Genomic DNA, 22,278 nt, shown 5'->3' with positions numbered 1-22,278 from the left:
GTTCCCCTACCGGGTGACGCGCTCCTTGCACTTCTCGAACGGCGGCGGCGTCTACCTCGCCGACCCCAAGGCACGCGCCGGCCGGTGCCTCCCCCAGTCGTCATTGACCGGAAGCGCGACCGACGAAGTAAGTGACCTTGATGTATCCGAGATCCACCTGCACGCTCCTTCCCCCCGAAGGACCCGCGATACTGCCGAAGCCGACTCGAAGACTTTTCCGAAGAGGGGCAGATACCGTGACCGACGTGCAAACCACAGAGGTAGACCCGCCTTGGGAGGGCTTGACCGGCGCCGAGCTGCACGCTGCGTGCATGCAGGCCGCCCGGGACGGTGACCGCCGCGCGATGGACCGCCTCGTCGCCGAGCTGACACCGCTCGTCTGGCACGTCGCCCGGGCCAACGGCCTCGACCGCTCGATCGCCGAGGACGTCGTCCAGACCGTGTGGCTCGCCCTCTTCAGCCAGCTCGGGAAGCTCAGGGACCCCAAAGCCCTCGCCGCGTGGCTGATCACGACCACCCGGCGCGAGGCCACGCACCCCTTCGGCCGCCGCATGCAGCCCGTGCCGCTGAGCGACGAAGTCGCCGAAGCCATGCCGAGCACCCAACCGGCACCCGAAGACGAAGCCGTCCGCGCCGACCGCGACCGCCGGGTCTGGCGCGCCTTCGTCCGGCTGCCCCACCGCTGTCAGGACCTGCTCCGGTTGACCGTGCTCGCGGGTCGCGCGGAGTACCAGCTCGTCGCCGAGGCACTGCGGATGCCACGCGGCAGTGTCGGACCGACCAGAGGGCGCTGCCTCGACCAGATGCGCGATCTCCTCGCCAGTGAAGGGGGAAGCCGATGAACGACCTCGGAACGCCGGGCGAGGCCTTTTCCGATGACCTGATCCTGGCCGGCATCGGCCGCTTCCTCGACGAGCTGGACCCGCCACCGGGTGACCTGGTGCAGCGGGTCCAGTTCGCGCTCGCGCTCGAAGACCTCGACGTCGAGGTCGCGAGGTGGGAGCGGATGGACGACCTGGCCGGCGTCCGCGGCGGCGGCACCGGGACGATCACCTTCACCGTCAGCGACCTGACGGTGATGATCAACCTGACCAAGATGGGCAAGCTGCACCGCATCGACGGCTGGCTGGTGCCGGCCGGCCAGTACGGCGTCGAGGTGCGGGTCGCCGAGCACGGGACGTCGTCCACGACCGCCGACGAAGGCGGCCGGTTCGTGCTCGACAACGTGCCGCGCGGGACCACGCAGATCCTCGTGCACCTCGGTGACGTCACGTGCCGCCGGACGGTCGTGACGCCGACCGTGGTGCTCTAACCCAGGAAGTCGGCGAGGGGGACGGGCGTGAGTCCGTCCTTCTTCGCCTGCTCGACGAACGCCGTGTAGTCCTCTTTGAAGGTCTTCCGGAAGTGCATGAGCACGATGTCGCCGGGCTTGAGCTTGTCGCCGGCCTGGAACTGGACGTGCCCGTCGTTGACCGCGGCCGTCCACAGCACCGCGACGCGCATGCCGCACGCGGCCGCCGCGCGCAGCGTGGTCTGGTCGTAGTTGCCGAACGGCGGCCGGAACAGCGACGGCCGCACGCCGAGGCTCTTCTGGAAGTCGTCCGCGTCGTCGCAGATCTCCTTGCGCTGGAACTCGAACGGCTTGCCCTTGAGGTTCGGGTGGTCGACCGTGTGGTCGCCGAGCGTCGCGCCGGTGGCGTCGAGGATCTGCTTGAAGTAGGCCTCGTGGCCCTTCACGTACTTCTCGTTCAGGAACAGCACCGGGTGGGTGCCGTTCTGCTGCATCAGCTTCAGCGCGTCGGGGTCCTTGACCGCGCCGTCGTCCATCGTGAGGAAGACGTACGGCTTGTCGGTGGTGATCCGGCGGACGACCGGGACCTGGCCGTCCGCGATCGCCGGCGCCTTCTGCTGGACCGTGCCGAACGGGTACGGCGCCGACGTCGTCGCCCCCGGCCCGCCGCCAGGTGCCGGGTTCGGCTGGCTCGCGCCGGCCTCCGGTTCGGCCGGCTCGTGCGCCGAGCAGGCCGTCAGTGTCGTCCATGCCAGTGCCGCGGCGACGGCCACGGCTGCGACGCGCTTCATCCCGCATCCCCCTTCCGCGTAGCGAAGAACTACACGAACGGGTGACGTTGGGGTGGGGTATTAAGTTGCGTCGGCTGATCTTGTGTGGCCGGAGCCACCCAGCTCAGCGTCCTTTTTCGGCCGCCTTGACCAGCTTGCCGGAGAACAGCCGGATCACCCGTTCGAGTCCGGCCGCCACGATCGGGCCGCTGCCCTTGACCGGCTCGGTGAACGAGCCCGTCCAGCGCAGGTGCGTCCCGCCGTCGGCGGTGGGCGTGCAGACCACCTCGGCGCGGTAGTCCTTGATCGGGTTCGCGCCGAAGAACGTGTAGACGTGCTTGCGGCCCGGCTCGTACTCGACCGTCTCTTCGCGGATCAGCACCGGCCAGAGACCGACCTCGCGGACGGCACCGACGCCGGGGCCCGGACGCTTCCAGCGGGCCTGCACGATGAGTGGCTTTCCCCACTCCGCCCAGCGCGGACCGTCGGCTTCGCGCTCGAACAACGCCTCCGGTGGCGCGGTGCTCGTGCGGTTGACCTCGAAGGAGAACTTGCGGCCCACCGGAACCTCCCACGTTGTTGACAGACTGATAATTAAGCGTTCCGCGCAGCGTAGGTCAAGATGGGGGCGTGAGCACGCCGCGTCCCGACATCGCCGCGCCGCACTGGCTGACCCAGCTCCTGCGCAGCAAGCCGGTCCCGGTGCCGTGGAACATGGTCGCCCGCGCCGTCATCGCGCTGGCCGTGCCGCTCGCGGTCGCCTACGCGGCCGGGGACATCGCCGTCGGCGCGCTGATCTCGACCGGCGCGCTGCCCGCCGTGCTGTCCGAGTCGGCCGGCCCGTACCGCTACCGCGCCCGCCGGCTCGGCGGCGCGACGCTGGCGGCGACGGCCGGCTACGCCGTCGGGCTGCTGACCGGCGGCACGCCCGCGCTGTCGGTGCCCGCGGTGATCCTGGTCGCGGCGGTGTCCGCGCTGATCAGCGCGGCCGGGAGCAACGCCTCGGTCGCCGGGCTGCAGATGTTCGTGTTCTGCGTGCTCGGCACCGGTCAGCACGCGACCGGCGTGCGCGTCGAGGTCCTCTTCGGCTTCTTCTGCCTCGGCGCGGTGTGGAGCCTCTCGGTGGCGCTCGCCAGCTGGACGTTCCGGGCGACCAGCCCCGAACGCTCCGCCGTCGCGCACGTCTACGTCGAGCTGGCCGCGATGCTCTCGGCGACCGACGAAGCCGTCTCGCGCGTGGCCCGCCACCGGCTGACCACGGCCATGAACACCGCGTACGACCAGCTGCTCACCGCGCGCTCGTGGCTGTCCGGCCGCGACGCCGCCTACCGGCACCTGCTCAACCTGCTCTCGGCGACGACGCCCGCGGTCGAGGCGTCGGTGGCGATGGTCAACGCCGGCCGCCGCACGCCGCGGGAGGTCATCGACCACTTCGTCGCGCTGTCGGCGACGGTCCTGGCCAGCCAGCCGCTGCCGGAACCGCCCCCGATGCCGGACGACGAGACCGACCCGGTGCTCGCCGCGCTGTACGCCGGCCTGGTCCGGATCGGCAAGGGCGACGACCGCAAGCGCCGTGAGCCGACACCCTGGTACCGGCGGTTGCGGACGTGGGCGGGTTCGCTCGCGTCCGGCCCGCTGACGTGGATCGCCGCGCTGCGGCTGACTTTGTGCGTCGCGATCGCCGAGGTCGTCGGGCTGCTGGTGCCGTTCGAGCGGTCCTACTGGATCACCCTGACCGTCGGGATCGTGCTCAAGCCCGACTTCGGGTCGGTCTTCGGCCGCGCGGTGCTGCGCGGGATCGGCACCGTCGTCGGCGTCGGGGTCGGCGCCATCGTCCTCGGCGTCGGCGGGCAGGGCTGGCTCCTGGTCGCGCTGATCGCGATCTTCGCCGGCGGCGTCGCGGTCGGGAAGGTGCGCAACTACGGCATCCTCAGCGCGTTCGTGACGCCGTTGATCATCCTGCAGATGGACCTGGCGAACACCGGCAGCTGGGACGTCGTGGTGGCCCGGCTGGTCGACACCGTCCTGGGCTGCGTGATCGTGCTCGTCTTCGGCTACCTGCTCTGGCCGGGCAGCCGTCGTCCGCAGGTCGGCGGCCGGCTGGCCGACGGGCTCGACGCCGTCGCGAAGTACGTGTCCCATGCCCTGGTCGAGGCGTCGGAAGGGGAGGCGCGGCTGGCGCGGTCCCGGGCTCGGCGCGGGGCCTACCGGGCGCTCGCCGACCTGCGGACGGCGTTCCAGCAGGTCGTCGTCGAGCCGTCCGCGAACGGCCGCCAGGCGGTGGCGTGGTGGCCGGTCATCGCCGCGCAGGAACGCGTCGCGGACGCCGTCACCGAGGTCGGCGTGACGATCGGCCGCGGAGTGGCGCCGCCGGAACCCGGCGACATCGAGCTGCTCACCGCCGCACTGGGTGAGCTGGCGTCGGCGATCCGCGAGCAGCGCGAACCGCGCTCGATGCCGCTGCCCGACCGCCCGCAGCTGGGCGGGGTGGTCGACCAGCTGGAGTCGGCGTTCGACGCCGTCCGCGGTCCTGACCTGGTGGAACGCACGCCGTTGCGGCTCGTCCGGCGGTTCCTGCCCTACCACAGGCGTACGTGACGGGAGTGCTGTTCAATACCGTCATGGGAATCGACTTCGATGCGTTGAAGGGCAAGGCCGAAGAGGCCCTGCGGGAGCACGGCGACAAGATCGAGGACGGCCTCGACAAGGCGGGTGACTTCGCGAAGTCGAAGTTCTCCGGGCACGACGAGCAGATCGACAGCGGCATCGAGAAGGCGAAGAGCTTCCTCGACAAGTTCGACGACAAGCCGGACACCCCGCCGGCCCAGTAGTTACTGGACTTCGCCGGTCGCGATCCCGTCCGCGAGGCCGGTGATCCGGCCGCCGCGTTCGCCGAGTGCGATGAGGCCCTGCCGGGCGTCCGGCGCCGAAAGGCTGATCCGGACGCCCGCGCGTTCGGCGTCCAGGCTGGCCGCAAGCGCTTGCGCGCCTTCGTACCCCGCGTTGATCGTCGCCGCCAGGCCGCCGGTCGAGGCCAGCGAGCCGCGCGCGGCGCCGAGCCGGCCGAGGGCTTCGTCGACGATCGGCAGCAGCGCGTCCCGGTTGCCTTCGGTCATCGCGCGCACGAGCTGAGGATTCGACCCCGCGACACGCGTCCCGTCGCGGTACGACCCGGCGGCCAGCGACATGGCCAGCGGCCCGCCCTCGGCGCCGATCGTGGCGAGAATGGCCGCCAGCAGGTGCGGCAGGTGCGAGATCCGGGCGACGGCTTCGTCGTGCGACTCGGCGGGCAGCGGGACGACGTGCGCGCCGATGTCCAGCACGAGCCGGGTGACCTCGGACCAGGCGTCGAGGTCGGTGTCGTCCTCGACGCCGACCACCCACGCCGCCCCCTGGAACAGCGCGGCGTCGCCGGCCAGCCAACCCGAGTTCGACGTCCCCGCCATCGGGTGCCCGCCGACGAACCGCGTGTACGGCACGCGACGGCGGACGGCGTCCAGCACCGGCGCTTTCACGCTGGTCACGTCGGTGAGCAGGCAGTGCGACGCGTGCTGGGAAACCAGGCGCAGCAGGTCCTCGACCGCGGTGAGCGGCGCGGCGAGCACCACCATCGCGTCTTCGGCGTCGGCGCGGTGCAGGGCGGCTTCGACGTCCGTCGTGACGTCGTAACCCGCTCTGCTGGCCGCGTCGGCGTCCACTTCGGAAACCGCGGCGCCGAACGCCGTGCGGCCGCTGGCGGCCACCGCGCGCAGCAGCGAACCGCCGATCAGCCCGAGCCCGATCACGCATACGTCTCGCACGGGCCCCATCCTGCCAGTGCCGGACGCATCTGGTGCTACAGCGCGGCGGCGAGCCTCGTTCCCTGGTCGATCGCCCGTTTCGCGTCGAGTTCCGCGGCGACGTCGGCACCTCCGACGAGGTGCACCGGGAGCCCGGCGGCACGCAGTGCGTCCGCGAGATCCCGCACGGGTTCCTGACCGGCGCAGACGACGACCGTGTCGACTCCCAGCAGCCGCGGCTTGCCGTCGACGGTGATGTGCAGCCCGTCGTCGTCGATCCGCTCGTACGTCACGCCGGTGATCTGCTCGACGCGCTTCGCCTTGAGTGCGGCCCGGTGCACCCAGCCCGAGGTCTTGCCGAGCCCGGAACCGATCCCGGACTTCTTGCGCTGCAGCAGGAACACCTGCCGTGGCGACGGTTCGGGCCTGCGTTCGGTGAGCCCGCCCGCCGCCTGTTCCGGGTCGGTGACACCCCACTCGGCCATCCACGCGTCGAGGTCGAGCGCGGGCGAAGCGGTGTGCGTGAGGAACTCGCTGACGTCGACGCCGATCCCGCCGGCCCCGATCACGGCGACCCGCTCGCCGACCGGCTTCCCGTGGCGGACGACGTCGACGTAGGAGAGCACCTTCGGGTGGTCGATCCCGGGCAGCGACGGCACCCGCGGCGCGACGCCGGTGGCCAGCACGACCTCGTCGAAGCCGGTGAGGTCGCCGGCGGTCACGCGGGTGCCGAGGTGCAGCTTCACGCCGGTCACCTCGACGCGGCGCCGGTAGTAGCGGATCGTCTCGGCGAACTCCTCCTTGCCGGGGATCTTCCGCGCGATGCCGAACTGGCCGCCGATCTCGTCGCCGGCCTCGAACAGCTCGACGCTGTGGCCGCGTTCGGCCAGCGCGGTCGCCGTCGACAGGCCGGCGGGCCCGGCGCCGACGACGGCGACGTGCTTCGAGCGTCGCGTCGGGGCGAGCGTCAGCGTGGTTTCGTGACCGGCGCGCGGGTTGACCATGCAGGACACGAGCTTGCGCTTGAAGGCGTGGTCCAGACAGGCCTGGTTGCAGGCGATGCACGTGTTGATCTCGTCCTCGCGGCCCGTCTCGGCCTTCCGGATCCACTCGGGGTCGGCGAGGAACGGCCGCGCCATCGACACGAGGTCGGCGTCGCCGTTGCTCAGCGCCTCCTCGGCCACCTGCGGCATGTTGATCCGGTTCGACGTGACGACCGGGATGGTCACGTGCGGCTTGAGCTTCCCGGTCACCCAGGTGAAGGCGGCGCGGGGCACCGACGTCACGATCGTCGGCACGCGGGCTTCGTGCCAGCCGATGCCGGTGTTGATGATCGTCGCGCCGGCGGCCTCGACTTCTTGAGCGAGCGCGACGACGTCCTCCCAGCGCTGGCCGCCTTCGACGAGGTCGAGCATGGAGAGCCGGTAGATGATGATGAAGTCGTCGCCGGCCTTTTCCCTGGTGCGCTTGACGATCTCGACGGCGAACCGGCGGCGCTTCTCCGGCGTGCCGCCCCAGGCGTCCGTGCGCTTGTTGGTGCGCTCGGCCAGGAACTGGTTGATCAGGTAACCCTCGGAGCCCATGATCTCGACGCCGTCGTAGCCCGCTTCGCGCGCGAGAGCGGCGCAGTTCGCGAAGGCGTTGATCTGCTGACGCACGCCGTAGCCGGTCAGCGCGCGCGGCCGGAACGGGTTGATCGGCGCCTTGATGCTCGACGCGGACACGCTCAGCGGGTGGTAGGCGTACCGGCCCGCGTGCAGGACCTGCAGCGCGATCTTCCCGCCTGCCTCGTGCACCGGCGCGGTGAGCTGCCGGTGTTGCCGCGCTTCGGCGGACGTCGTCAGCTTGGAGGCGAGCGGCAGCAGCCAGCCGGTCTTGTTCGGCGCGAAACCGCCGGTGACGATCAGGCCGACCCCGCCGCGGGCGCGTTCGGCGTAGTACTCGGCCAGCTCGGGGAAGTGCGCGGCCTTGTCCTCGAGACCGGTGTGCATCGACCCCATCAGGACGCGGTTGCGCAGCGTCGTGAAACCGAGGTCCAGGGGCGAGAGCAGGTTCGGGTACGGGCTCATCAGGAGTCCTTCTCGTGGTGGAGGGCGGCGAGCACTTCGTCGAACCACTCGACCTGGCCCTCTTCGACGCGGATGCCGCCGCGCAGGACCAGGTACTGGTGCAGGTGCCGGCCGGTCAGCGCGGCCGGCGCGGGGAAGTCGCGCTTCTCGATCTGGCGGTAGACGTCGAGGCGCTCGGCGTGTCTCGCGCGGTGCCGGACGATCTCTTCGGCGACTTTCGCGGGATCGCCGAAAGTCGCGCCGCGGATCTTCACGGCGAGTTCCACGGGCCCGGCCGACGGGTCGGGCTCGGCCAGCCAGCGGACCAGCTCGGCGCGTCCGCTGTCGCTGACCGTGTAGACCTTCTTGTCCGGCCGTCCCGACTGCGCGACGACGTCGACCGCGACCCAGCCTGCCTCTTCCATCCGCTTCAGCACGCGGTAGATCTGCTGGTGGGTGGCGCTCCAGAACAGCCCGATCGACTTCTCGAACCGGCGCGTGAGCTCGTAGCCCGAGCCGGCGCGCTCGGACAGCGAGACGAGGATCGCGTGCTCCAGTGCCATCGTCCGAGGGTCCTATGCAACGAGTTGCAGTGCAACGAGGCGCGCATCACTTCACCCCTTGAGGGGGATAAATCGGGTCGACTACTCGCGCGAAACGACGAGGATGGAGAGAGTGCACCCGGTACTCGAACTGATCTCCGAACGACTGGCGACGGGCAGTGTCCCGGGCGAACGCACCGACGGCAGGCGCCTCGCGCTCGCCATCGAAGGCGGCAGCAGCCGCGGCACCTACTCGAGCGGCATGGCCCTGGCGCTGGACGAACTGGGCGCCGTCCCCGTGTTCGACGCCGTCTACGGCTCGTCGGCCGGCGCGCTGAACGGCGCCTGGCTGCTCAGCGGGTGCTCGTCGACGGGCGTGCGGACCTGGTGGAACCCGGTCGTCATGCGCCGGATCATCAACCCGCTGCACACCCTGCGCGGCCGTGCGGTGATCGACCTCGAATACCTCGTCCACCAGGTCTATTCGGTGCTGGAGCCGATGGACTTCCCGGCGATCCTGGCCAACCCGGTGACGTTCCACCCGCTGGCCACCGACGCCGACACGGGGGAGTCGACCGACCTGCACCCCTTTCTCGACGACGTCGACGCGGTCAAGGTCGCCCTCGCGGCGTCGTCCTGCATGCCGGTGCTGGCCGGCCCGCCGATCCCGATGGCCGGCCGCCGGTTCGTCGACGCCGGCGTCGCCGAGCCGATCCCGTACCGGACGGCGTTGGACCAGGGCGCCACGGACGTCCTGGTGCTGCGGACGCGCCGCGCGGACGAGCTGCCGCTGCCCCCGCCGCGGGCGTACGACGTCGTGGTGCCGCGTTTCCTGCGCCGCCAGGCCCCGGGCGCGATTCCCGCGTGGCGCGACACCTTCCGGCGCGACGTCGAGGACGAGGACGTCCTGGCATCCGACCCGCGGATCCTGAGCATCCGGCCGCCGGTGGGATCGCCGGACGTGGCGGTGCTGGAGCGCGACCCCGAGGTGCTGCGCAAGGCCGTGGAGCTCGGCAAGGACGCGGTCCTCGACGTGCTCGAAGGCCTACGCGAGGCTTCGTAGCCGGGGTGGCCCGGGACTGGACGACGAGCCGCTGCGCGCCGAGCGACACAGGACGTCAACCCGGGGGTTGAAGCCAGGTGGGTCAAGGCTTGCGCGCGACGCCGCCGATCACCCGCGACTCCGACGGCGAGCCGGCGAACACCGTCCGCTCGTCCGGGTGCCACGCCGGCGCGTAGACCAGGCCCGGCTCGAGCATCGGCCAGCCGCCGAAGAAGCGTTCGAACTCCGCCATGGGGCGCAGGAAACCCGGGTTCGTCGTGGTTTCGTAGTACTCGAGCAGGTCGACCAGCGCCTGCCGCTCGTCGTCGTTGACCGGGTTCTCGTTGGTCATCTGCGAGAGCACCAGCAGGGAGCCGGCGGGCAGCCGGTCGCGGTAGTACGCGAGCAGCTCGTCGGGGCGCTGCTCGTCCTTGATGAAGTGCATGACGGCGTTGATCACCAGGGCGACCGGCTCGCGCACGTCGATGACGTCCGAAGCCGTCACCCGGTCCCAGAGGTCCTCGGGCCGCAGGAAGTCCGCGGCGATGGCGTGGTGGCGCTCCGGGTCGGCGGTGTCGGCGAGCAGCAGCGTCGAATGCGCGAGGGCGATCGGTTCGTTGTCGATGTAGAGCACGCGCGTGTCGAGCTCTTCGCACTCTTCGTCGGCTACCTCGTGGACGTTGCCCGCGGTCGGCAGCCCCGAGCCGATGTCGACGAACTGCCGGATGCCGGCGCGCACGCATTCGCGGACCGCGCGGCCGAGGAACTGGCGGCTCGTCAGGCAGTACTCGCCCATGAGTGGCAGCCGGGCGCGCACCTTCTCGGCGAACGCGCGGTCGATCGCGTAGTTCGTGTTCCCGCCGATGAAGTAGTCGTAGATCCGCGCGGCGGACGGCCGGTCGAGACTGCTCTCGACGGCCTTGAGCGCGTCGTCGTGGTTGATCATGCCGGTGCCATGGCCTCCCGGTAGGCGTTCACCGACTCTGTCAGCCGGTCCAGCTCGGCCCGCATCCGGGCCACCCCGGCTTCGTCCAGGCTCATCGCCGCGCCGATCACATCGGGGATGCCCGCCGCCTTCTCGCGCAGCGCCTGTCCGGTCTCGCTCAGGCTGACGCGGACCGACCGTTCGTCGTCGGCCTGCCGGTTCCGGATCACCAGGCCCGCGGTCTGCAACCGCTTGAGGAGCGGCGAAAGCGTGCCCGAATCGAGGTTCAGCTCGGCGCCGAGCTCCTTCACCAGGCGGTGGTCCTTCTCCCAGAGCGCCAGCATGACGAGGTACTGGGGATAGGTCAGGTCGAGGTCTTCCAGGACGACCCGGTACAGCGACGTCACCGCGCGCGACGCCGAGTACAGCCCGAAGCAGAGCTGGTCGTCCAGCCGCAGAGATGCCATGGCGTCCTCCTCTCTCGTAACTCTCCATGGTCCCCGAGAGTGCGCTGCGCGGCAACTTAAGTGCCCTGCATCTCATTGGGCAACATTAAGTTGTGCACAACTCAATTGGGAGCTACTTTGATGACATCAGCTCGAACCGAGGAGGACGACATGACCGCCAACCCGCACAACCTCGCCCTGGAGCCGGCCGCGCAGGCGTTCGCCGAGGCCACCGACCAGCCGCCGTACCTGTTCCAGCTGCCGCCGGAGGAAGGACGCAAGGCCGTCGACGGCGTCCAGGACGGCGAGGTCGCCATGGCCGACGCGTCGGTCGAGGTGCTCAAGGTCCCCGGCGGCCCGACCGGCGAGGTCGAGACCCGGATCGTCCGCCCGGCCGGCGTTTCCGGCCCGCTTCCGGTGATCCTCTACATCCACGGCGCCGGCTGGGTCTTCGGCGACTTCCACACCCACCAGCGCCTGGTGCGCGAGCTGGCCGCCGGCGTCGGCGCGGCCGTCGTGTTCCCCGAGTACGACCGCTCGCCGGAGGCGCGCTACCCCGTCGCCATCGAGCAGAGCTACGCCGTGGCGAAGTGGGTCGCTTCGAACGGCGCTTCGCAGGGGCTGGACACCTCGCGCATCGCGATCGCGGGCGACTCCGTCGGCGGGAACATGACGGCGGCCCTGACGCTGCTCGCGAAGCAGCGCGGCGACGTCACCTTCCGCCAGCAGGTGCTCTTCTACCCGGTCACCGACGCGAACTTCGACACCGAGTCGTACACGAAGTTCGCCGAGGGCTATTTCCTCGGCCGCGAAGGCATGAAGTGGTTCTGGGACCAGTACACGACGGATCCCGCGCAGCGAGCGGAGATCACCGCGTCCCCGCTGCGCGCGTCGCTCGACGAGCTGGCCGGGCTCCCGCCGGCACTCGTGATCACCGGCGAGGCGGACGTGCTCCGCGACGAAGGCGAGGCGTACGCGGCGAAGCTGCGTCAGGCCGGAGTGCCCGTCACGGCCGTGCGGTACCAGGGGATCATCCACGACTTCGTGATGGTCAACGCGCTCCGCGAGACGCACGCGGCTGAGGCCGCGATCACGCAGGCCATCACCGTCCTGACCCGCGCTTTGGAGAAATAACTGAGAAAACGCTGAGTACGCAGCACGTTGCGGCCCTATGACGCAACTCACAAGGTCGCAACGTGCATGCCTGCTCAAACGTGATATATACGCGAGTCCGGGGGGTTCCGGGTGCGCATTCACTGCCCGCCCGGAAGGACCGATCCCATGAACCTGAGCAGCATCCGGCTGGATTCGCCGGTCAACATGATCGTGGTGGTCGTGCTGACGCTGCTCGCGATCATCGCGGTCCCGTGGTTCTGGGACCGCTGGAAGCGCAAGCGGCTGTGGCGCAGCGCCACGGTGCTGCTCGCGGTCGTGCTGCTCGTGCTCACGACCGGCATGGCGGGCAACATGATCGGCGGGTTCTTCCCGACCGTCGGATCGCTGCTCGGCACCGGTGTGTACGCCGGCCAGGGCACAGACGCGGAAGCGTCGCAGAACGGCGAGGACCTCGAGAAGCTACGCGACACCGGCGTTGCGCACGCCCACGAAGGCAAGGGAACGGTCGTCCACATGAAGGTGACGGGCCGGCGCACCAAGCTGACCCGCGACGTCACGGTCTACCTGCCCCCGCAGTACTTCGACGCGGCGTACAAGGAACTGCGGTTCCCGGCGATCGAGTGGATCCCGAACTACCCGTCCGGCCCCGAGGTCTTCCCCGTCTACGGCATGCCCCAGCAGCTCGACGCGGCGATCGCGCGGAAAGCGCTCCCGCCGACGGTGGTGATCGTCCCCGACCCGACGGGCGTCCCGAAGGTCGGCCACGACACGGAATGCGTCGACGAGGTCAACGGAACGGCGAACGACACGTACCTCACGGCTGACCTGCGCGACTGGGCCCAGCAGAAGCTCGGCGTCTCGCCGGACCGCCGCGCGTGGACGATGGCGGGCTGGTCGTCCGGCGGCTACTGCGCGATGAACCTGGTGACGCGCCACCCGCAGTGGTACGGCCAGGCGGTCAGCGTCAGCGGCTACGACAAGGCCCAGGTCGACGCGGAGACCGAGGACCTGTTCCACGGCCGTCAGGACATCAACGACGCGAACAACGTCCGCGTGAACGTCCGGCTCCACCCGTCCCCGGTCGAAATCCTGGCGATCTCGGGCGACAAGGAGAAGTACGAGAGCTTCGCGATCGACCAGATCCGCGCTGCGGCCCGGCCCCCGCTGCAGTTTTCGTCGTGGCGCATCCCGGACGCGGGCCACAACATGAACACGTTCAAGTCCCAGATCCCGGACATCCTGAATTGGATCGGCGCACACACCCTGGCCCCGGCCCCGGCGGGGCGACAGGTCGAGACCACCGGAGGGGTGCTGCCATGGCCCCTGCCGCACTCCGGCGCACACGGCGCGCTGGCGGACACGGATCAGTAGCCCCCAAGGATTCCTGACCCGCGGTGGCCCGGGTCGGACCTGTCGAGGTGTACTTGCGGTGAGTCGGGCTTAGCCGCCGCGACTCTCTTCTTGGTGCCCCGGGCGTAGCCGACGCGACCCTGTCCTCGGTGCCCCGGGGCGAGCCCGCCGTGGTCTGTCGGCGGTGCCTCGGGCCGAGCCCGCCGTGGTCTGTCGGCGGTGCTGCGGGCTGAGCCTGCCGCGGTCTGTCCGTGGTGCTGCGGGCTGAGCCTGCCGCGGTCTGTCCGTGGTGCTGCGGGCTGAGCCTGCCGCGACCCTGTCCTCGGTGCTGCGGGCTGAGCCTGCTGCGGTCCGTCCCCGGTCCCCGGGCTGAGCCCGCCGCGGTCCGTCTGCGGTGCCGCAGGCCGAGCCCGCCCGCGACCCCGTCCCACCGTCCGCCGCGGGGTTGCTCACCCCAGCAGGGCCGAGACCACCTGCGTCACCCGCTTCGAGGCGGTCGCGTAGTCGACCGAAGCCGGGTGCTCGCTCAGCACCACCACGATGTAGCGGCCGTCCTCGCCGACCAGGCCCGAGGTGTGCAGCATCCGCGTCGGCCGGCAGCAGGACCAGCCCTGCTTCACCGCCCACGGCCGGTCGCCCGCGGCATCCGGGATGCCGAAGTACTGGCGGAAACCGTCCGAACCCCGCTCGGTCGCGGCCCGCAGCGCGGCGAGGATCGTGCCGGGCGCGTGCGCCGCGACGTACTGGTAGATCCGCGCGACGTCCTTCGCCGTGATCAGCGTGTCGCCCCACCGCCCCGGGTCCGCGGGCGCGCGGGTGCCGGTGAGGCCGATCTTCTTGGCCCACCCCGTCACGATCGACGGCCCGCCGTAGGCCGACCAGAACTGGCTCGCGAGGTCGTCGTCGCTGCGCGACAGCATCTTCTGCACCTGCGGAGCGGGACCGCCCCGTTCGAGCACGGCCAAGGCGATCAGCAGTTTCACGAGCGACGCCGACGTGTAAGCGCGGTCCGCGTGCACCGAAACGAGCGTCTTCCCGGCCTGCCGGTCGACCACGACGGCGCTGACTTCGCCCCCGGCCACCATCCGGTCCAGCTCGCCGGCGTCCACCTTGGACTCGGGCTTGGCCGCGGGCTTCGGCGTCAGCTTGGGCGACGGCGTCGGCGTGGGCGTCGAACCGGGCACGGACGGCGATTCCGACATCGTTGTCACCACTTCTGTGACGGCGATCGCCCTGGGCGGCTGAACCGCACCATGACTGATCGTGACAGCCACCGCGCCGATCGCCCCCACGCACAGTCCCACCAGGAAGATGCCGCTCAGCTTGCGCATGATCCGGATTGCCGGGAACGCACCCCGGCGTTCCCTGGATCGGGTGAGTTTGTGGGATAGCTCTCGGATCGACCCGGATCCGGGAACGCTCCGGGGCGCTGCGGGCAAGCGCCGTCGTTTCGCGCACTGTGTTCGCGGGGTACCTGTGTGCGGTGACGATCGTCACCACACTCTGGGAAGGACTGGAGTCATGAATCACGCGAAAGGCGCACGCATCCGGGTTCGCGGCCTGCAGCCGGCGCAGGTGCTGGCCGGACTGGCCGGGATCGCGTTCCTCATCGTCGGCATCATCGGGTTCACGAGGACGGGCGTCGGGAACTTCGCCGGCCACCACGACGCCGGATTCTGGCGGTTCTCCGGGAACCCGCTCATGAGCCTGGTCCGCGTCGTCACCGGCGTCGTCGGGCTGCTGCTGGCGTTCGGCTCGGGCCGCGCCCGGACGTTCGGCTGGCTGCTCTTCATCTTCTACGGCGCCCTCTTCGTGTGGGGCCTGATGATCGACGGCCTCATCTCGACCAACCCGTTCGCCAACGCCGGCAACCCGCTGGACATGGGCCGCGCCGACACCTGGCTGCACCTCGGCGTCGCCGCGCTCGGTCTGCTGATCGCCGTGCTGCCCGCCCGCCGCACCATCCTCGTCCCCGAGGAGGAGGTGGCCGACGAGCCGACCGTCGTCGAGCAGCGCACCGACCGCGTCACGGACACCGCCCGCACGGAGACGATCCCGGCTTCGGCTTCGGACGCCGAGCAGCCGCGGCGCCGTTCGTTCCTGCGCCGCCACCACGACGAGCGAGGCCCGGAGGTCGCTCGTGAAGAGCGTCCGCCGGGCCTCGCCCACTAGAAGTTCGTGATGACTCAGTAGGTGGTGCCACCCGAGCCGGAGTTGCTGCTGCTCCCGGTTCCACTGTCAGCCGGAGCCTGGTTGGCGGTGGAGCTGGGGGTGGTGCCGACCTTGCACCCGTTGGGCTCGATGACGAACCAGGTGCCGTTGACGCCCATGCCGTTCGCGTCGCCCGGCTTCAGGTCCTTCGCGAAGGTGTAGACCGGCCAGCCGCCGATGGTGACCTGCTCGGTGCCGTCGGAGCGCTTGATGCTGCCGAGGAGCTTCGAGTCGATGCCCTGCAGCTCGACCTTGCCGTTGGAGAGAACCGGCGGCCAGGTCTTGGCGCAGTCGCCGTTGCAGGCGGAGGTCTTGGCCTTCTTGGTGTCCTTCTGGAACAGGTAGAGGGTCATGCCGTTCTGGTCGACGATCGCCTCACCGAGGCCGTCGATGTTGCTGGCGCTCAGCTTGACGACGCCGGCCTCACTGGCGGCCTGTCCGGCCTTCCCGCCCTTGGCGTTGGCGGCGTACCAGGCGCCGCCGACGCCCTGGCCGGTCGCGTCGCCGGCCTTGGTGTCCTTGGCGTAGCGGTAGAGCGCCCACCCGCCGACGGTGATCTGCTCGGTGCCGTCGGAGCGCGTCACCTTCCCGACGAGGCTCTTGTCGATGCCCTGCACCTGCACGTCGCCGGTAGACAGCACCGGCGGCCAGGCCTTGGCGCAATCACCGTCGCAATTGGACTTCGGCGGCTTGGCCGTGTCCTTGTCGAAGCGATAGAGGGTCATGCCGTTCTGGTCGGTGATCACCTGTCCGACACTGGCGACGTCCGCGACGACCAGTTTCGACTCGTTCGACGCGGGGGCGGCGTTGCCGACCTGCCCGTTGGCGATCTGACCGCCGCCGGTGCCCCCCGCCGCTGCGGGGGCGATGACCGGCTGAGCAGTTTCGGCACCCGAGCAAGCGGTGAGCACTGCCAGCCCGGCTGCCGCCGCGGCGACGGAGACGGCGATGCGCGTGCGAAGCATGGAAGTTCTCCTTGTGTCCGTTGGGTTTCCCGCCGCTCGGTGCGGCTGCCTGATACCCACTACACGGACACTCGGCGAAGGCGGTTCAAAGAATTTTCGCCGGAGTCCCACGCCTGGTCAGAGGGTGGCCCGGCCAGGCGTTACTCCGAAACACTGCCCGGCCGCGGCTCGCCGAGGGCGCGATCGACCAGCGTCGCCGCGGCGCCGGCGTACGCGGACGGGTCGAGAAGAGCGTCCAGCGCCGCCGGGGTGAGGACGTCGGTGATCGCGGGTAGCTCGTCCAGCACCTCCCGCAACGGCCGGTCATCGCGCACCGCCCGCTGAGACGCCTCGCCGAGCAGCTCCTTGGCCTTGGCTTTGCCGAGCAGCGGCGCGAGCACGGCGGAGAGCCGTTCGGACACGATCAGCCCGTGCGTTGACGCGACGTTCGCCTGCATCCGCCCAGGCCGCGCGGTGAGCCCACGCGCCAGCTCGACAGCCGTGCGCGCGGCACCGCCGGTCAGCCGGAGGCATTCACGGATCAGCTGCCACTCGGCATGCCACACCCCGGCCGACCGCTCGTCCTCGGTCAGCATCGACTGCGTGACGCCCGCGGCCAGCACCGGCACCTGCAGCGCGGCCGAACGGATCAGCGTCGCGAGCACCGGGTTCCGCTTGTGCGGCATCGCGGTGGAGCCGCCCCGCCCCTCGGCGGCCGGCTCGACGACCTCGCCGAGCTCGGTCCGGCTGAGCGTCGCGACATCGACGGCCAGCTTCCCCAGCGCGCCCGCGGTGAACGCGAGCGCGCCCGCGAGATCGACGACGGGTGTCCGCAGCGAGTGCCACGGAAGCAAGGGAGCGGCCAGCCCCGTCTCCTCGGCGAACGCGGCGGTCAGGCGTTCCGCGTAGTCGGCGCCGTGGCTGGACACCTCACTGCGGTCGCCGTCGGGGCGGTTGCCGGGCCGTCCGGACAAGACGGCAGTGTCGGGGTGTCCGGGCTCAGCGGTAGTGCCGAGGTCCCCGGCCTCGGCGGCAGCGTCGGCGAGATCCTGGCCCCCGCCCCCGCCCCCGCCCCCGCCCCCGCCCCCGCCCTCCCGCTCTCCGGCCCTCTCCCGCTCCTGCGCGCCCTCTTGCCCGGGGTGCCCCGTCTGCTCCAGCGAAGCCGCGTCCGCCAGACGGGCGTACTCGAGGTACGCCGCCAGCGTCCCGGCCGCGCCACCCAGTGACACCGGCAGCCCGCCGTCCAGCACGCGCCGGACCCGGACGGCCGCGTCCAGCACCAGCTGCCGCCAGCCCGCGGCCTTGAGCCCGAACGTCGTCGGCACCGCGTGCGCCGTCAGCGTGCGGCCGGCCATCGTCGTGTCCCGATGCTCGCGCGCCAGCTCGGCCAGCGCCTCGGCCGTGGCGTCCAGGTCGGCGGCCAACGGTCGCAGCGTCCGTTCCGCGACCAGCATCATCGCCGTGTCGAGGATGTCCTGGCTGGTCGACCCGCGGTGTACGTACTCGGCCGCCTCGGGCGCGATCGCGCCGACGGCCGACGTCAGCGCCTTGACCAGCCCGACGACCGGGTTCGCCGTCGCCCGTGACCCGCGCGCCAGCTCGACGACGTCGATCCGCGCCGTGTCTGCGGCCTCCGTGATCGCGTCCGCGGCTCCGGGCGGCACCGTCCCGAGCCGCGCCTGCGCTCTCGCGAGCGCCGCCTCGGCGTCGAGCATCGCGCACAACCAGGCCTCGTCACCGGTCGAAGCTTCGGCCGGCGTACCGGCCCGGACCGGGGACAGGAGTCCGGAATCGGGGTCGACGGTCATCGCGCCAGCATCGCACGCCTTCGACTGCGGCTGCCTTCCCACAGCCGCGATCTGGCAGGCTCACCCGCCATGAGTAGCGCCACGTCCGATGAGGACACTGTCGGCTCCGAAGCCCGGGCTATCGCCGCCGAGCGCCTCACCTTCTTCTCGGACGCCGTCGTCGCCATCGCGATCACCCTGCTCGCGCTCGAGCTACCGCTGCCGGAGGGCGCCACCAACGCCGAACTGCTGCGTTCACTCGGGCATCATCAATCCGAATACGTCCTGATCAGCTTCATCGTCGTCGCCGTGCACTGGCGCGCCCACCACCGTCTGTTCCCCTTCGTCACCACCGTGCGCGGCGGGCTCCTGCAGCTCACCTTCGGCTGGCTGCTGACGATGGCGCTCATGCCGTTCACCACGAAGGTGATCGCCGAGGACGGCGGGTTCGAGTTCCGCTTCGTCCTGTACGCACTCGTGCAGGTCGTCGCGCTGGCCTTGCTCCTCGTGATGACCAGGCAGATCCAGCGGCACCACCTCCACCGCGCGGACACCCCGCCGGAGCTCTTCGGCGAGTTCTACCGCGGCCTCGGCGCGATGATCGCCGCCTTCGCCGTCTCGATCCCGGTCGCTTTCTTCACGCACTGGGCCTACGCGTGCTGGGTCGTCATTCCGTTCGTGGGCAACCCCCTCTTCCGGCTTCGCCGCCCGGCGGCGCTAGCCTGAGCCGTCATTCGCCGGTGGCGCCGTCGATCCGCTCGCGGACCAGGTCGGCCTGCCCGATGTGGCGCGCGTACTCGCCGATCATCCGCAGCATCAGCCACCGCAACGTGAACGGTTCGCCGGTGCTGATCCGCGTCCCCGTCTGCTCCAGCGAACTCGTCGCGACGATCTCCCGGGAACGCGCACATTCGGCGTGCCACAAGGAAAAAGCCTCGCCGACATCACCGTCCAGCGCCGTGAAGTCCTGCTCCGGGTCGTCGTCGGAGTAGTACAGGTTCGGAACGTCCTCACCCGCGAACTGGATCCGGAACCACCAGCGTTCGACACCGGTGAGGTGCCGCAGCAGGCCGTGCAGCGTCAACGTCGACGGTGGCACCGAGCGTTCGGATAATCGGCCGGGGTCCAGACCTTCGCACTTCAGCTCGAAGGTGCGCCGGTAGTAGTCGAGGCTTTCGGTCAGCGCCTGGCGCTCGTCGGCGACCGGCGTCGGGTCGATCCGGTCGCCGGTCAGCCGGCTCGGGGCGGCCACTGGGGCCGTGTGTTCGGTCATGTGCGGAGCGTGCCACAGGGGTCTGACAATTTCGGTTCGCGTGGGTGGCCGGTCACCGGGCAACGGTGGGAAACCCCAGTTCAGCCACGGTTCCGCGAACCCGGTAACGAATGGCGGGGTGCGGCGATCTGATCTTCGTCAGCTGCTGCGATCACCGTCCCCACCTGGTTGGAGCGGCACCCTCTCGTCCGGAATCAGGAGATCACGACCATGGAGCGAACCGGTCGAAGAACCGCCGTGCTGGCCGCGCTGACCGCAGCGGCCCTCTTCGCGGCCCCCGCCGTCGCGTCCGCGGCGCCCGCCCCCAGCTCGATCGACGTCAGCGACACGTCGGTCCGCGCCGGCGACACGTTCACGGTCACCGAGCAGCTGTACAACCCGACGGACTTCACCGTCACCGGCGCGAAAGCGGCGGTCTACACCAAGGAAAAGTCGATCACCGACCTGGTGGACCTGGTTTCCTGCGCCGGCACGATCGGCTGCGACCAGTACCTCAGCAGCTACCGCGGCGGCGTCGGCGACCTCGGGGCGGGCGAGAGCCGCACCGTGACGTTCACCCTCCGCGTGAAGGAAGACGTCACCGGCGGCCAGTTCACGCTGCAGCACCAGTTCGCCGGCGACAACTACGCGTTCGGCGTCGAAGACGGCCCCGCCATCACGATCACCGCCGCCCCCAAGGCCGACGTGAAGGTCGCGCTGACCGCCACCCCGCGAGTCGGCCTGGTCGCCCGCGTCGACTACGTGATCACGGTGTCGAACAGCGGCCCCGCCACCGCGACGGGCGTCCGTGTGACGGCCACCGCCGGCTCGGGCCGCTCGGTGACATCGGCGACCGGCTGCACCCGCTCGGGCGCGAACGTGAACTGTGCGATCGGCACCCTGGCCCCGGGCGCGTCGGCCACGGCGAAGTTCACCTCGGAGGGCGGCGTCTTCGCATGGGGCGCGTTCACGGCGACGGCCCAGCGAGCGGCGAGCGCCCCGGCCGACCCGGTCGCGGCGAACGACACGGCGTCGAAGAAGTGCACGGCTTACACCGGGCTGTTCGTGCAGTGCTGACGAGCTGACGACGCGCGGGGTCCAGCCTGGCCCCGCGCGTCGGAGCCACCGCAGGTAACGTCCGCGATCGGCATCAGATCCAGACGTAGAAGCAGCCGGTGCGAAGGCGCACAGCAGCCGGCGACACGCAGCCGGACCCGGTGTGCAGGCGGGTGACAGCCCCCTGGCTAAACTTGGGGCGCGGGCCGTTAGCTCAATTGGTAGAGCTGCGGACTTTTAATCCGTAGGTTCTGGGTTCGAGCCCCAGGCGGCCCACTCAAACTCCCTGGTCAGCGGCCTGTCGGTCGCCACCGGTCAAGATCGGCTCCCCGGGTTATCCCCGGAATTGGGGTCGGACGGTTTATCCAAGAGCCCTTCCAGGGCCTTTGCCGTGATCGGGTCGACCGTCTTCCGGCCCAGGTAGGTGTCCTGCGTCATCGACACCCGCGAGTGGCCGAGGTGATCAGCGATCAGCCGCGTCGGGACGCCCGCGTCGTCGAGAGCGGTCGCCGTGGTCTTCCGGAAGTTGTGCGACGTCAGCCACAGGAAGTCGTCCGATCCCCGGATTTCACGGAGCACCCGCAGGACGTTGTTCGGGTCCCGCAGCGTGCCGGTCGTGCTGGCGAAGATCGGGCTCGCCAGTGGCCGGCCATCTGCCTTCGCCTCAGCCCACCGCCGCTCTAGCAGGGCCAGCGCCCACGAAGGCAGGGGGAGCGCGCGCATGCTCGACTCCGTCTTCGGTCGAGGCTTGCGGAGCAGGCCCTCACCCTTGACCCGGACGACCGTGTGCGTGATGTCCACCGTGCCCGCGACGAAGTCGACGTCCTCCCAGAACGTCGCCAGTGCCTCGCCGACCCGGACGCCTGCCGCCATCATGAAGCGCGAGAGGTCCGGCAGGTCCCAGCGCCGCGCCTTCTCGTTCGCCTCGACCCTCGCCAGCCACTTCGTACGCTCTTCCGCGTCCAGAGCCCGAGGCTTCTTCTTGCTCTTCGGGATGCGCCGAGTGTCCCGCGTCGGGTTGCTGTCGATCGCGTCGTACCGCGCGGCGAGGCCGAGCATCCCTGACAGCGCCGTCCTCGCGGTCTTGGCCGTCGACGCCCCCACAGTCCGTTGAAGAGCGCCGAGAAACCGGTCCAGCCGCATCACGGTCGCCTCACGCACCCGCAGCTCACCCATTCCCGGGACTACGTGCCGCTTGAGGATGGACTCGTACGTGTTGATGGTCGTCGGCGACTTGATGCCCTCCCGGACATCCTGCTGCACCTGTTCGATCCACACGGCGGCGAGGTCCTTGAGCCGGGTCTCCCGCGTGATCTCCCCAGCCGTCGAGCCTTGCCAGTTGAGGAAGGCAGCTCGAAGCCGGTTCGCAGCTTGGGTTTTAGTCTTCCCCGAGCGCTCGACCTCTCGCGTCTGGCCGTCGAAGTCGCGGAAGAGCGCGCGAGCCCGCCAGCCCTTCGCAGTTGCCGAATAGCGGATCTCTCCGTACGTCCCGATCTCCAGCTGAGGGCGAGGCATCACGCCACCTCATCCGACAGCTGATCCACCCACGAACGGACGTCCTCCTGGCGGTACCGGACGTACTTGCCGATCCGACGGCCGGCCGGACCGTAGCCCTTGGTCCGCCACTGATACAGCGTCGAAACCGGGACACCGAGATAGTTCGAGACGTCCTCGACCGTCCACAACCGACTGAACCCCGCATAGTTGTTCATGCCTCCC

23 protein-coding genes and 1 tRNA gene are annotated in these 22,278 nt (G+C 70.3%); 11 read left to right on the top strand and 13 right to left on the bottom strand.

Features of this window, described 5'->3' with window-relative positions; all coding sequences use genetic code 11:
- The first annotated feature begins 236 nt into the window (after nucleotides 1-236).
- Both ABZ342_RS27695 and ABZ342_RS27690 read left to right on the top strand, forming a co-directional pair.
- Nucleotides 237-842: a sigma-70 family RNA polymerase sigma factor gene (locus ABZ342_RS27695; RefSeq protein WP_155548590.1), complete on the top strand. Its 606-nt coding sequence runs from the start codon at nucleotides 237-239 to the stop codon at nucleotides 840-842.
- Nucleotides 839-1,312: a carboxypeptidase regulatory-like domain-containing protein gene (locus ABZ342_RS27690; RefSeq protein ID WP_155548591.1), complete on the top strand. Its 474-nt coding sequence runs from the start codon at nucleotides 839-841 to the stop codon at nucleotides 1,310-1,312. The genes ABZ342_RS27695 and ABZ342_RS27690 overlap by 4 nt, the downstream gene beginning before the upstream one ends.
- Here the strand turns inward: ABZ342_RS27690 and ABZ342_RS27685 are convergent.
- Both ABZ342_RS27685 and ABZ342_RS27680 read right to left on the bottom strand, forming a co-directional pair.
- Nucleotides 1,309-2,064: a polysaccharide deacetylase family protein gene (locus tag ABZ342_RS27685; protein WP_155549433.1), complete on the bottom strand. Its 756-nt coding sequence runs from the start codon at nucleotides 2,062-2,064 to the stop codon at nucleotides 1,309-1,311. The genes ABZ342_RS27690 and ABZ342_RS27685 overlap by 4 nt on opposite strands.
- Before the next feature lie 121 nt (nucleotides 2,065-2,185).
- The gene (locus ABZ342_RS27680) at nucleotides 2,186-2,623 is read right to left on the bottom strand and encodes an SRPBCC family protein (protein ID WP_360478710.1); all 438 of its coding nucleotides are present in this window, start codon (nucleotides 2,621-2,623) and stop codon (nucleotides 2,186-2,188) included.
- 68 nt (nucleotides 2,624-2,691) lie between these two features.
- On the opposite strand from ABZ342_RS27680, the gene ABZ342_RS27675 reads away from it, so the two are divergent.
- Complete coding sequence (locus tag ABZ342_RS27675) at nucleotides 2,692-4,659, top strand: FUSC family protein (RefSeq protein WP_360478707.1); 1,968 nt, start codon at nucleotides 2,692-2,694, stop codon at nucleotides 4,657-4,659.
- Between the two features lie 23 nt (nucleotides 4,660-4,682).
- Entirely contained in the window at nucleotides 4,683-4,892 is a 210-nt protein-coding gene (locus ABZ342_RS27670) for an antitoxin (RefSeq protein ID WP_360478704.1), read from the top strand.
- Here the strand turns inward: ABZ342_RS27670 and ABZ342_RS27665 are convergent, their stop codons facing one another.
- The 3 genes from ABZ342_RS27665 to ABZ342_RS27655 are packed head-to-tail and all read right to left on the bottom strand — an operon-like array spanning nucleotide 4,893 to nucleotide 8,451.
- Nucleotides 4,893-5,846: a prephenate dehydrogenase gene (locus ABZ342_RS27665; protein ID WP_360478722.1), complete on the bottom strand. Its 954-nt coding sequence runs from the start codon at nucleotides 5,844-5,846 to the stop codon at nucleotides 4,893-4,895. It abuts the gene before it with no gap.
- Nucleotides 5,847-5,896: 50 nt separating this feature from the next.
- Complete coding sequence (locus ABZ342_RS27660; RefSeq protein WP_360478701.1) at nucleotides 5,897-7,909, bottom strand: NADPH-dependent 2,4-dienoyl-CoA reductase; 2,013 nt, start codon at nucleotides 7,907-7,909, stop codon at nucleotides 5,897-5,899.
- Entirely contained in the window at nucleotides 7,909-8,451 is a 543-nt protein-coding gene (locus tag ABZ342_RS27655) for a PadR family transcriptional regulator (RefSeq protein ID WP_360478698.1), read from the bottom strand. Before ABZ342_RS27655 ends, ABZ342_RS27660 begins: the two co-directional genes overlap by 1 nt.
- A 103-nt stretch (nucleotides 8,452-8,554) precedes the next feature.
- Between ABZ342_RS27655 and ABZ342_RS27650 the strand changes: the two genes are divergently transcribed.
- Nucleotides 8,555-9,493 (top strand): patatin family protein, encoded by a 939-nt coding sequence (locus ABZ342_RS27650; protein WP_230863055.1) that lies wholly within the window; start codon nucleotides 8,555-8,557, stop codon nucleotides 9,491-9,493.
- 82 nt (nucleotides 9,494-9,575) lie between these two features.
- On the opposite strand, the gene ABZ342_RS27645 is transcribed toward ABZ342_RS27650, so the two are convergent.
- A complete protein-coding gene (locus ABZ342_RS27645; RefSeq protein WP_360478695.1) occupies nucleotides 9,576-10,418 on the bottom strand; it encodes an SAM-dependent methyltransferase in 843 nt (280 codons plus the stop codon).
- Nucleotides 10,415-10,864 carry a MarR family transcriptional regulator gene (locus ABZ342_RS27640; protein ID WP_155548599.1) on the bottom strand — a complete coding sequence of 150 codons (450 nt, stop codon included), beginning with the start codon at nucleotides 10,862-10,864 and terminating at the stop codon, nucleotides 10,415-10,417. The genes ABZ342_RS27645 and ABZ342_RS27640 overlap by 4 nt, the downstream gene beginning before the upstream one ends.
- Nucleotides 10,865-11,014: 150 nt before the next feature.
- Between ABZ342_RS27640 and ABZ342_RS27635 the strand changes: the two genes are divergently transcribed.
- Both ABZ342_RS27635 and ABZ342_RS27630 read left to right on the top strand, forming a co-directional pair.
- Nucleotides 11,015-11,977, top strand: coding sequence for an alpha/beta hydrolase (locus ABZ342_RS27635; RefSeq protein ID WP_360478691.1), 963 nt, complete (start codon nucleotides 11,015-11,017; stop codon nucleotides 11,975-11,977).
- Nucleotides 11,978-12,124: 147 nt separating this feature from the next.
- Complete coding sequence (locus ABZ342_RS27630; protein WP_155548601.1) at nucleotides 12,125-13,330, top strand: alpha/beta hydrolase-fold protein; 1,206 nt, start codon at nucleotides 12,125-12,127, stop codon at nucleotides 13,328-13,330.
- A 428-nt stretch (nucleotides 13,331-13,758) separates the two neighbouring features.
- Here ABZ342_RS27630 and ABZ342_RS27625 read toward each other — a convergent pair whose 3' ends face one another.
- Entirely contained in the window at nucleotides 13,759-14,640 is an 882-nt protein-coding gene (locus ABZ342_RS27625; RefSeq protein ID WP_360478687.1) for a hypothetical protein, read from the bottom strand.
- Between the two features lie 190 nt (nucleotides 14,641-14,830).
- On the opposite strand from ABZ342_RS27625, the gene ABZ342_RS27620 reads away from it, so the two are divergent.
- Complete coding sequence (locus ABZ342_RS27620) at nucleotides 14,831-15,481, top strand: DUF4383 domain-containing protein (RefSeq protein ID WP_360478684.1); 651 nt, start codon at nucleotides 14,831-14,833, stop codon at nucleotides 15,479-15,481.
- 14 nt (nucleotides 15,482-15,495) lie between these two features.
- Here the strand turns inward: ABZ342_RS27620 and ABZ342_RS27615 are convergent, their stop codons facing one another.
- Together ABZ342_RS27615 and ABZ342_RS27610 are read right to left on the bottom strand one after the other, a co-directional pair.
- Entirely contained in the window at nucleotides 15,496-16,485 is a 990-nt protein-coding gene (locus tag ABZ342_RS27615; protein ID WP_155548604.1) for an SCO0930 family lipoprotein, read from the bottom strand.
- 140 nt (nucleotides 16,486-16,625) lie between these two features.
- Entirely contained in the window at nucleotides 16,626-18,272 is a 1,647-nt protein-coding gene (locus ABZ342_RS27610; RefSeq protein WP_360478681.1) for a lyase family protein, read from the bottom strand.
- Between the two features lie 69 nt (nucleotides 18,273-18,341).
- Between ABZ342_RS27610 and ABZ342_RS27605 the strand changes: the two genes are divergently transcribed.
- Nucleotides 18,342-18,977 carry a TMEM175 family protein gene (locus ABZ342_RS27605; protein WP_360478678.1) on the top strand — a complete coding sequence of 212 codons (636 nt, stop codon included), beginning with the start codon at nucleotides 18,342-18,344 and terminating at the stop codon, nucleotides 18,975-18,977.
- Nucleotides 18,978-18,981: 4 nt separating this feature from the next.
- Here the strand turns inward: ABZ342_RS27605 and ABZ342_RS27600 are convergent, their stop codons facing one another.
- Nucleotides 18,982-19,524, bottom strand: coding sequence for a DinB family protein (locus ABZ342_RS27600; protein WP_360478675.1), 543 nt, complete (start codon nucleotides 19,522-19,524; stop codon nucleotides 18,982-18,984).
- Between the two features lie 210 nt (nucleotides 19,525-19,734).
- Here ABZ342_RS27600 and ABZ342_RS27595 point away from each other — a divergent pair, with 210 nt between their 5' ends.
- Nucleotides 19,735-20,580 (top strand): DUF11 domain-containing protein, encoded by an 846-nt coding sequence (locus ABZ342_RS27595; RefSeq protein WP_196425839.1) that lies wholly within the window; start codon nucleotides 19,735-19,737, stop codon nucleotides 20,578-20,580.
- A gap of 182 nt (nucleotides 20,581-20,762) precedes the next feature.
- Nucleotides 20,763-20,835: transfer RNA gene (locus tag ABZ342_RS27590), tRNA-Lys, on the top strand.
- A 39-nt stretch (nucleotides 20,836-20,874) separates the two neighbouring features.
- On the opposite strand, the gene ABZ342_RS27585 is transcribed toward ABZ342_RS27590, so the two are convergent.
- Nucleotides 20,875-22,074: a tyrosine-type recombinase/integrase gene (locus tag ABZ342_RS27585; protein WP_360478671.1), complete on the bottom strand. Its 1,200-nt coding sequence runs from the start codon at nucleotides 22,072-22,074 to the stop codon at nucleotides 20,875-20,877.
- On the bottom strand, nucleotides 22,074-22,271 hold the full coding sequence (locus tag ABZ342_RS27580; protein ID WP_191312486.1) for a helix-turn-helix domain-containing protein: 198 nt from the start codon (nucleotides 22,269-22,271) through the stop codon (nucleotides 22,074-22,076). The genes ABZ342_RS27585 and ABZ342_RS27580 overlap by 1 nt, the downstream gene beginning before the upstream one ends.
- Nucleotides 22,272-22,278 lie beyond the last annotated feature (7 nt).

Origin of the sequence: Amycolatopsis sp. NPDC005961 (genome assembly GCF_040629235.1) — a bacterium.
GTDB classification, from domain to species: domain Bacteria; phylum Actinomycetota; class Actinomycetes; order Mycobacteriales; family Pseudonocardiaceae; genus Amycolatopsis; species Amycolatopsis camponoti.
The sequence above is the reverse complement of the archived record's forward strand: the minus strand, read 5'-3'. Positions and strand labels throughout refer to the sequence as shown.

Excerpts from the sequence above, each read along its gene's own strand:
- ABZ342_RS27655 (WP_360478698.1), bottom strand. The coding sequence starts at position 8,451 with ATGGCACTGGAGCACGCGATCCTCGTCTCGCTGTCCGAGCGCGCCGGC.
- ABZ342_RS27585 (WP_360478671.1), bottom strand. The coding sequence starts at position 22,074 with ATGCCTCGCCCTCAGCTGGAGATCGGGACGTACGGAGAGATCCGCTAT.
- ABZ342_RS27615 (WP_155548604.1), bottom strand. The coding sequence starts at position 16,485 with ATGCTTCGCACGCGCATCGCCGTCTCCGTCGCCGCGGCGGCAGCCGGG.
- ABZ342_RS27635 (WP_360478691.1), top strand. The coding sequence starts at position 11,015 with ATGACCGCCAACCCGCACAACCTCGCCCTGGAGCCGGCCGCGCAGGCG.
- ABZ342_RS27580 (WP_191312486.1), bottom strand. The coding sequence starts at position 22,271 with ATGAACAACTATGCGGGGTTCAGTCGGTTGTGGACGGTCGAGGACGTC.
- ABZ342_RS27625 (WP_360478687.1), bottom strand. The coding sequence starts at position 14,640 with ATGCGCAAGCTGAGCGGCATCTTCCTGGTGGGACTGTGCGTGGGGGCG.
- ABZ342_RS27600 (WP_360478675.1), bottom strand. The coding sequence starts at position 19,524 with ATGACCGAACACACGGCCCCAGTGGCCGCCCCGAGCCGGCTGACCGGC.
- ABZ342_RS27595 (WP_196425839.1), top strand. The coding sequence starts at position 19,735 with ATGGAGCGAACCGGTCGAAGAACCGCCGTGCTGGCCGCGCTGACCGCA.
- ABZ342_RS27645 (WP_360478695.1), bottom strand. The coding sequence starts at position 10,418 with ATGATCAACCACGACGACGCGCTCAAGGCCGTCGAGAGCAGTCTCGAC.
- ABZ342_RS27620 (WP_360478684.1), top strand. The coding sequence starts at position 14,831 with ATGAATCACGCGAAAGGCGCACGCATCCGGGTTCGCGGCCTGCAGCCG.
- ABZ342_RS27605 (WP_360478678.1), top strand. The coding sequence starts at position 18,342 with ATGAGTAGCGCCACGTCCGATGAGGACACTGTCGGCTCCGAAGCCCGG.
- ABZ342_RS27660 (WP_360478701.1), bottom strand. The coding sequence starts at position 7,909 with ATGAGCCCGTACCCGAACCTGCTCTCGCCCCTGGACCTCGGTTTCACG.
- ABZ342_RS27640 (WP_155548599.1), bottom strand. The coding sequence starts at position 10,864 with ATGGCATCTCTGCGGCTGGACGACCAGCTCTGCTTCGGGCTGTACTCG.
- ABZ342_RS27630 (WP_155548601.1), top strand. The coding sequence starts at position 12,125 with ATGAACCTGAGCAGCATCCGGCTGGATTCGCCGGTCAACATGATCGTG.
- ABZ342_RS27650 (WP_230863055.1), top strand. The coding sequence starts at position 8,555 with ATGGAGAGAGTGCACCCGGTACTCGAACTGATCTCCGAACGACTGGCG.
- ABZ342_RS27670 (WP_360478704.1), top strand. The coding sequence starts at position 4,683 with ATGGGAATCGACTTCGATGCGTTGAAGGGCAAGGCCGAAGAGGCCCTG.
- ABZ342_RS27610 (WP_360478681.1), bottom strand. The coding sequence starts at position 18,272 with ATGACCGTCGACCCCGATTCCGGACTCCTGTCCCCGGTCCGGGCCGGT.
- ABZ342_RS27690 (WP_155548591.1), top strand. The coding sequence starts at position 839 with ATGAACGACCTCGGAACGCCGGGCGAGGCCTTTTCCGATGACCTGATC.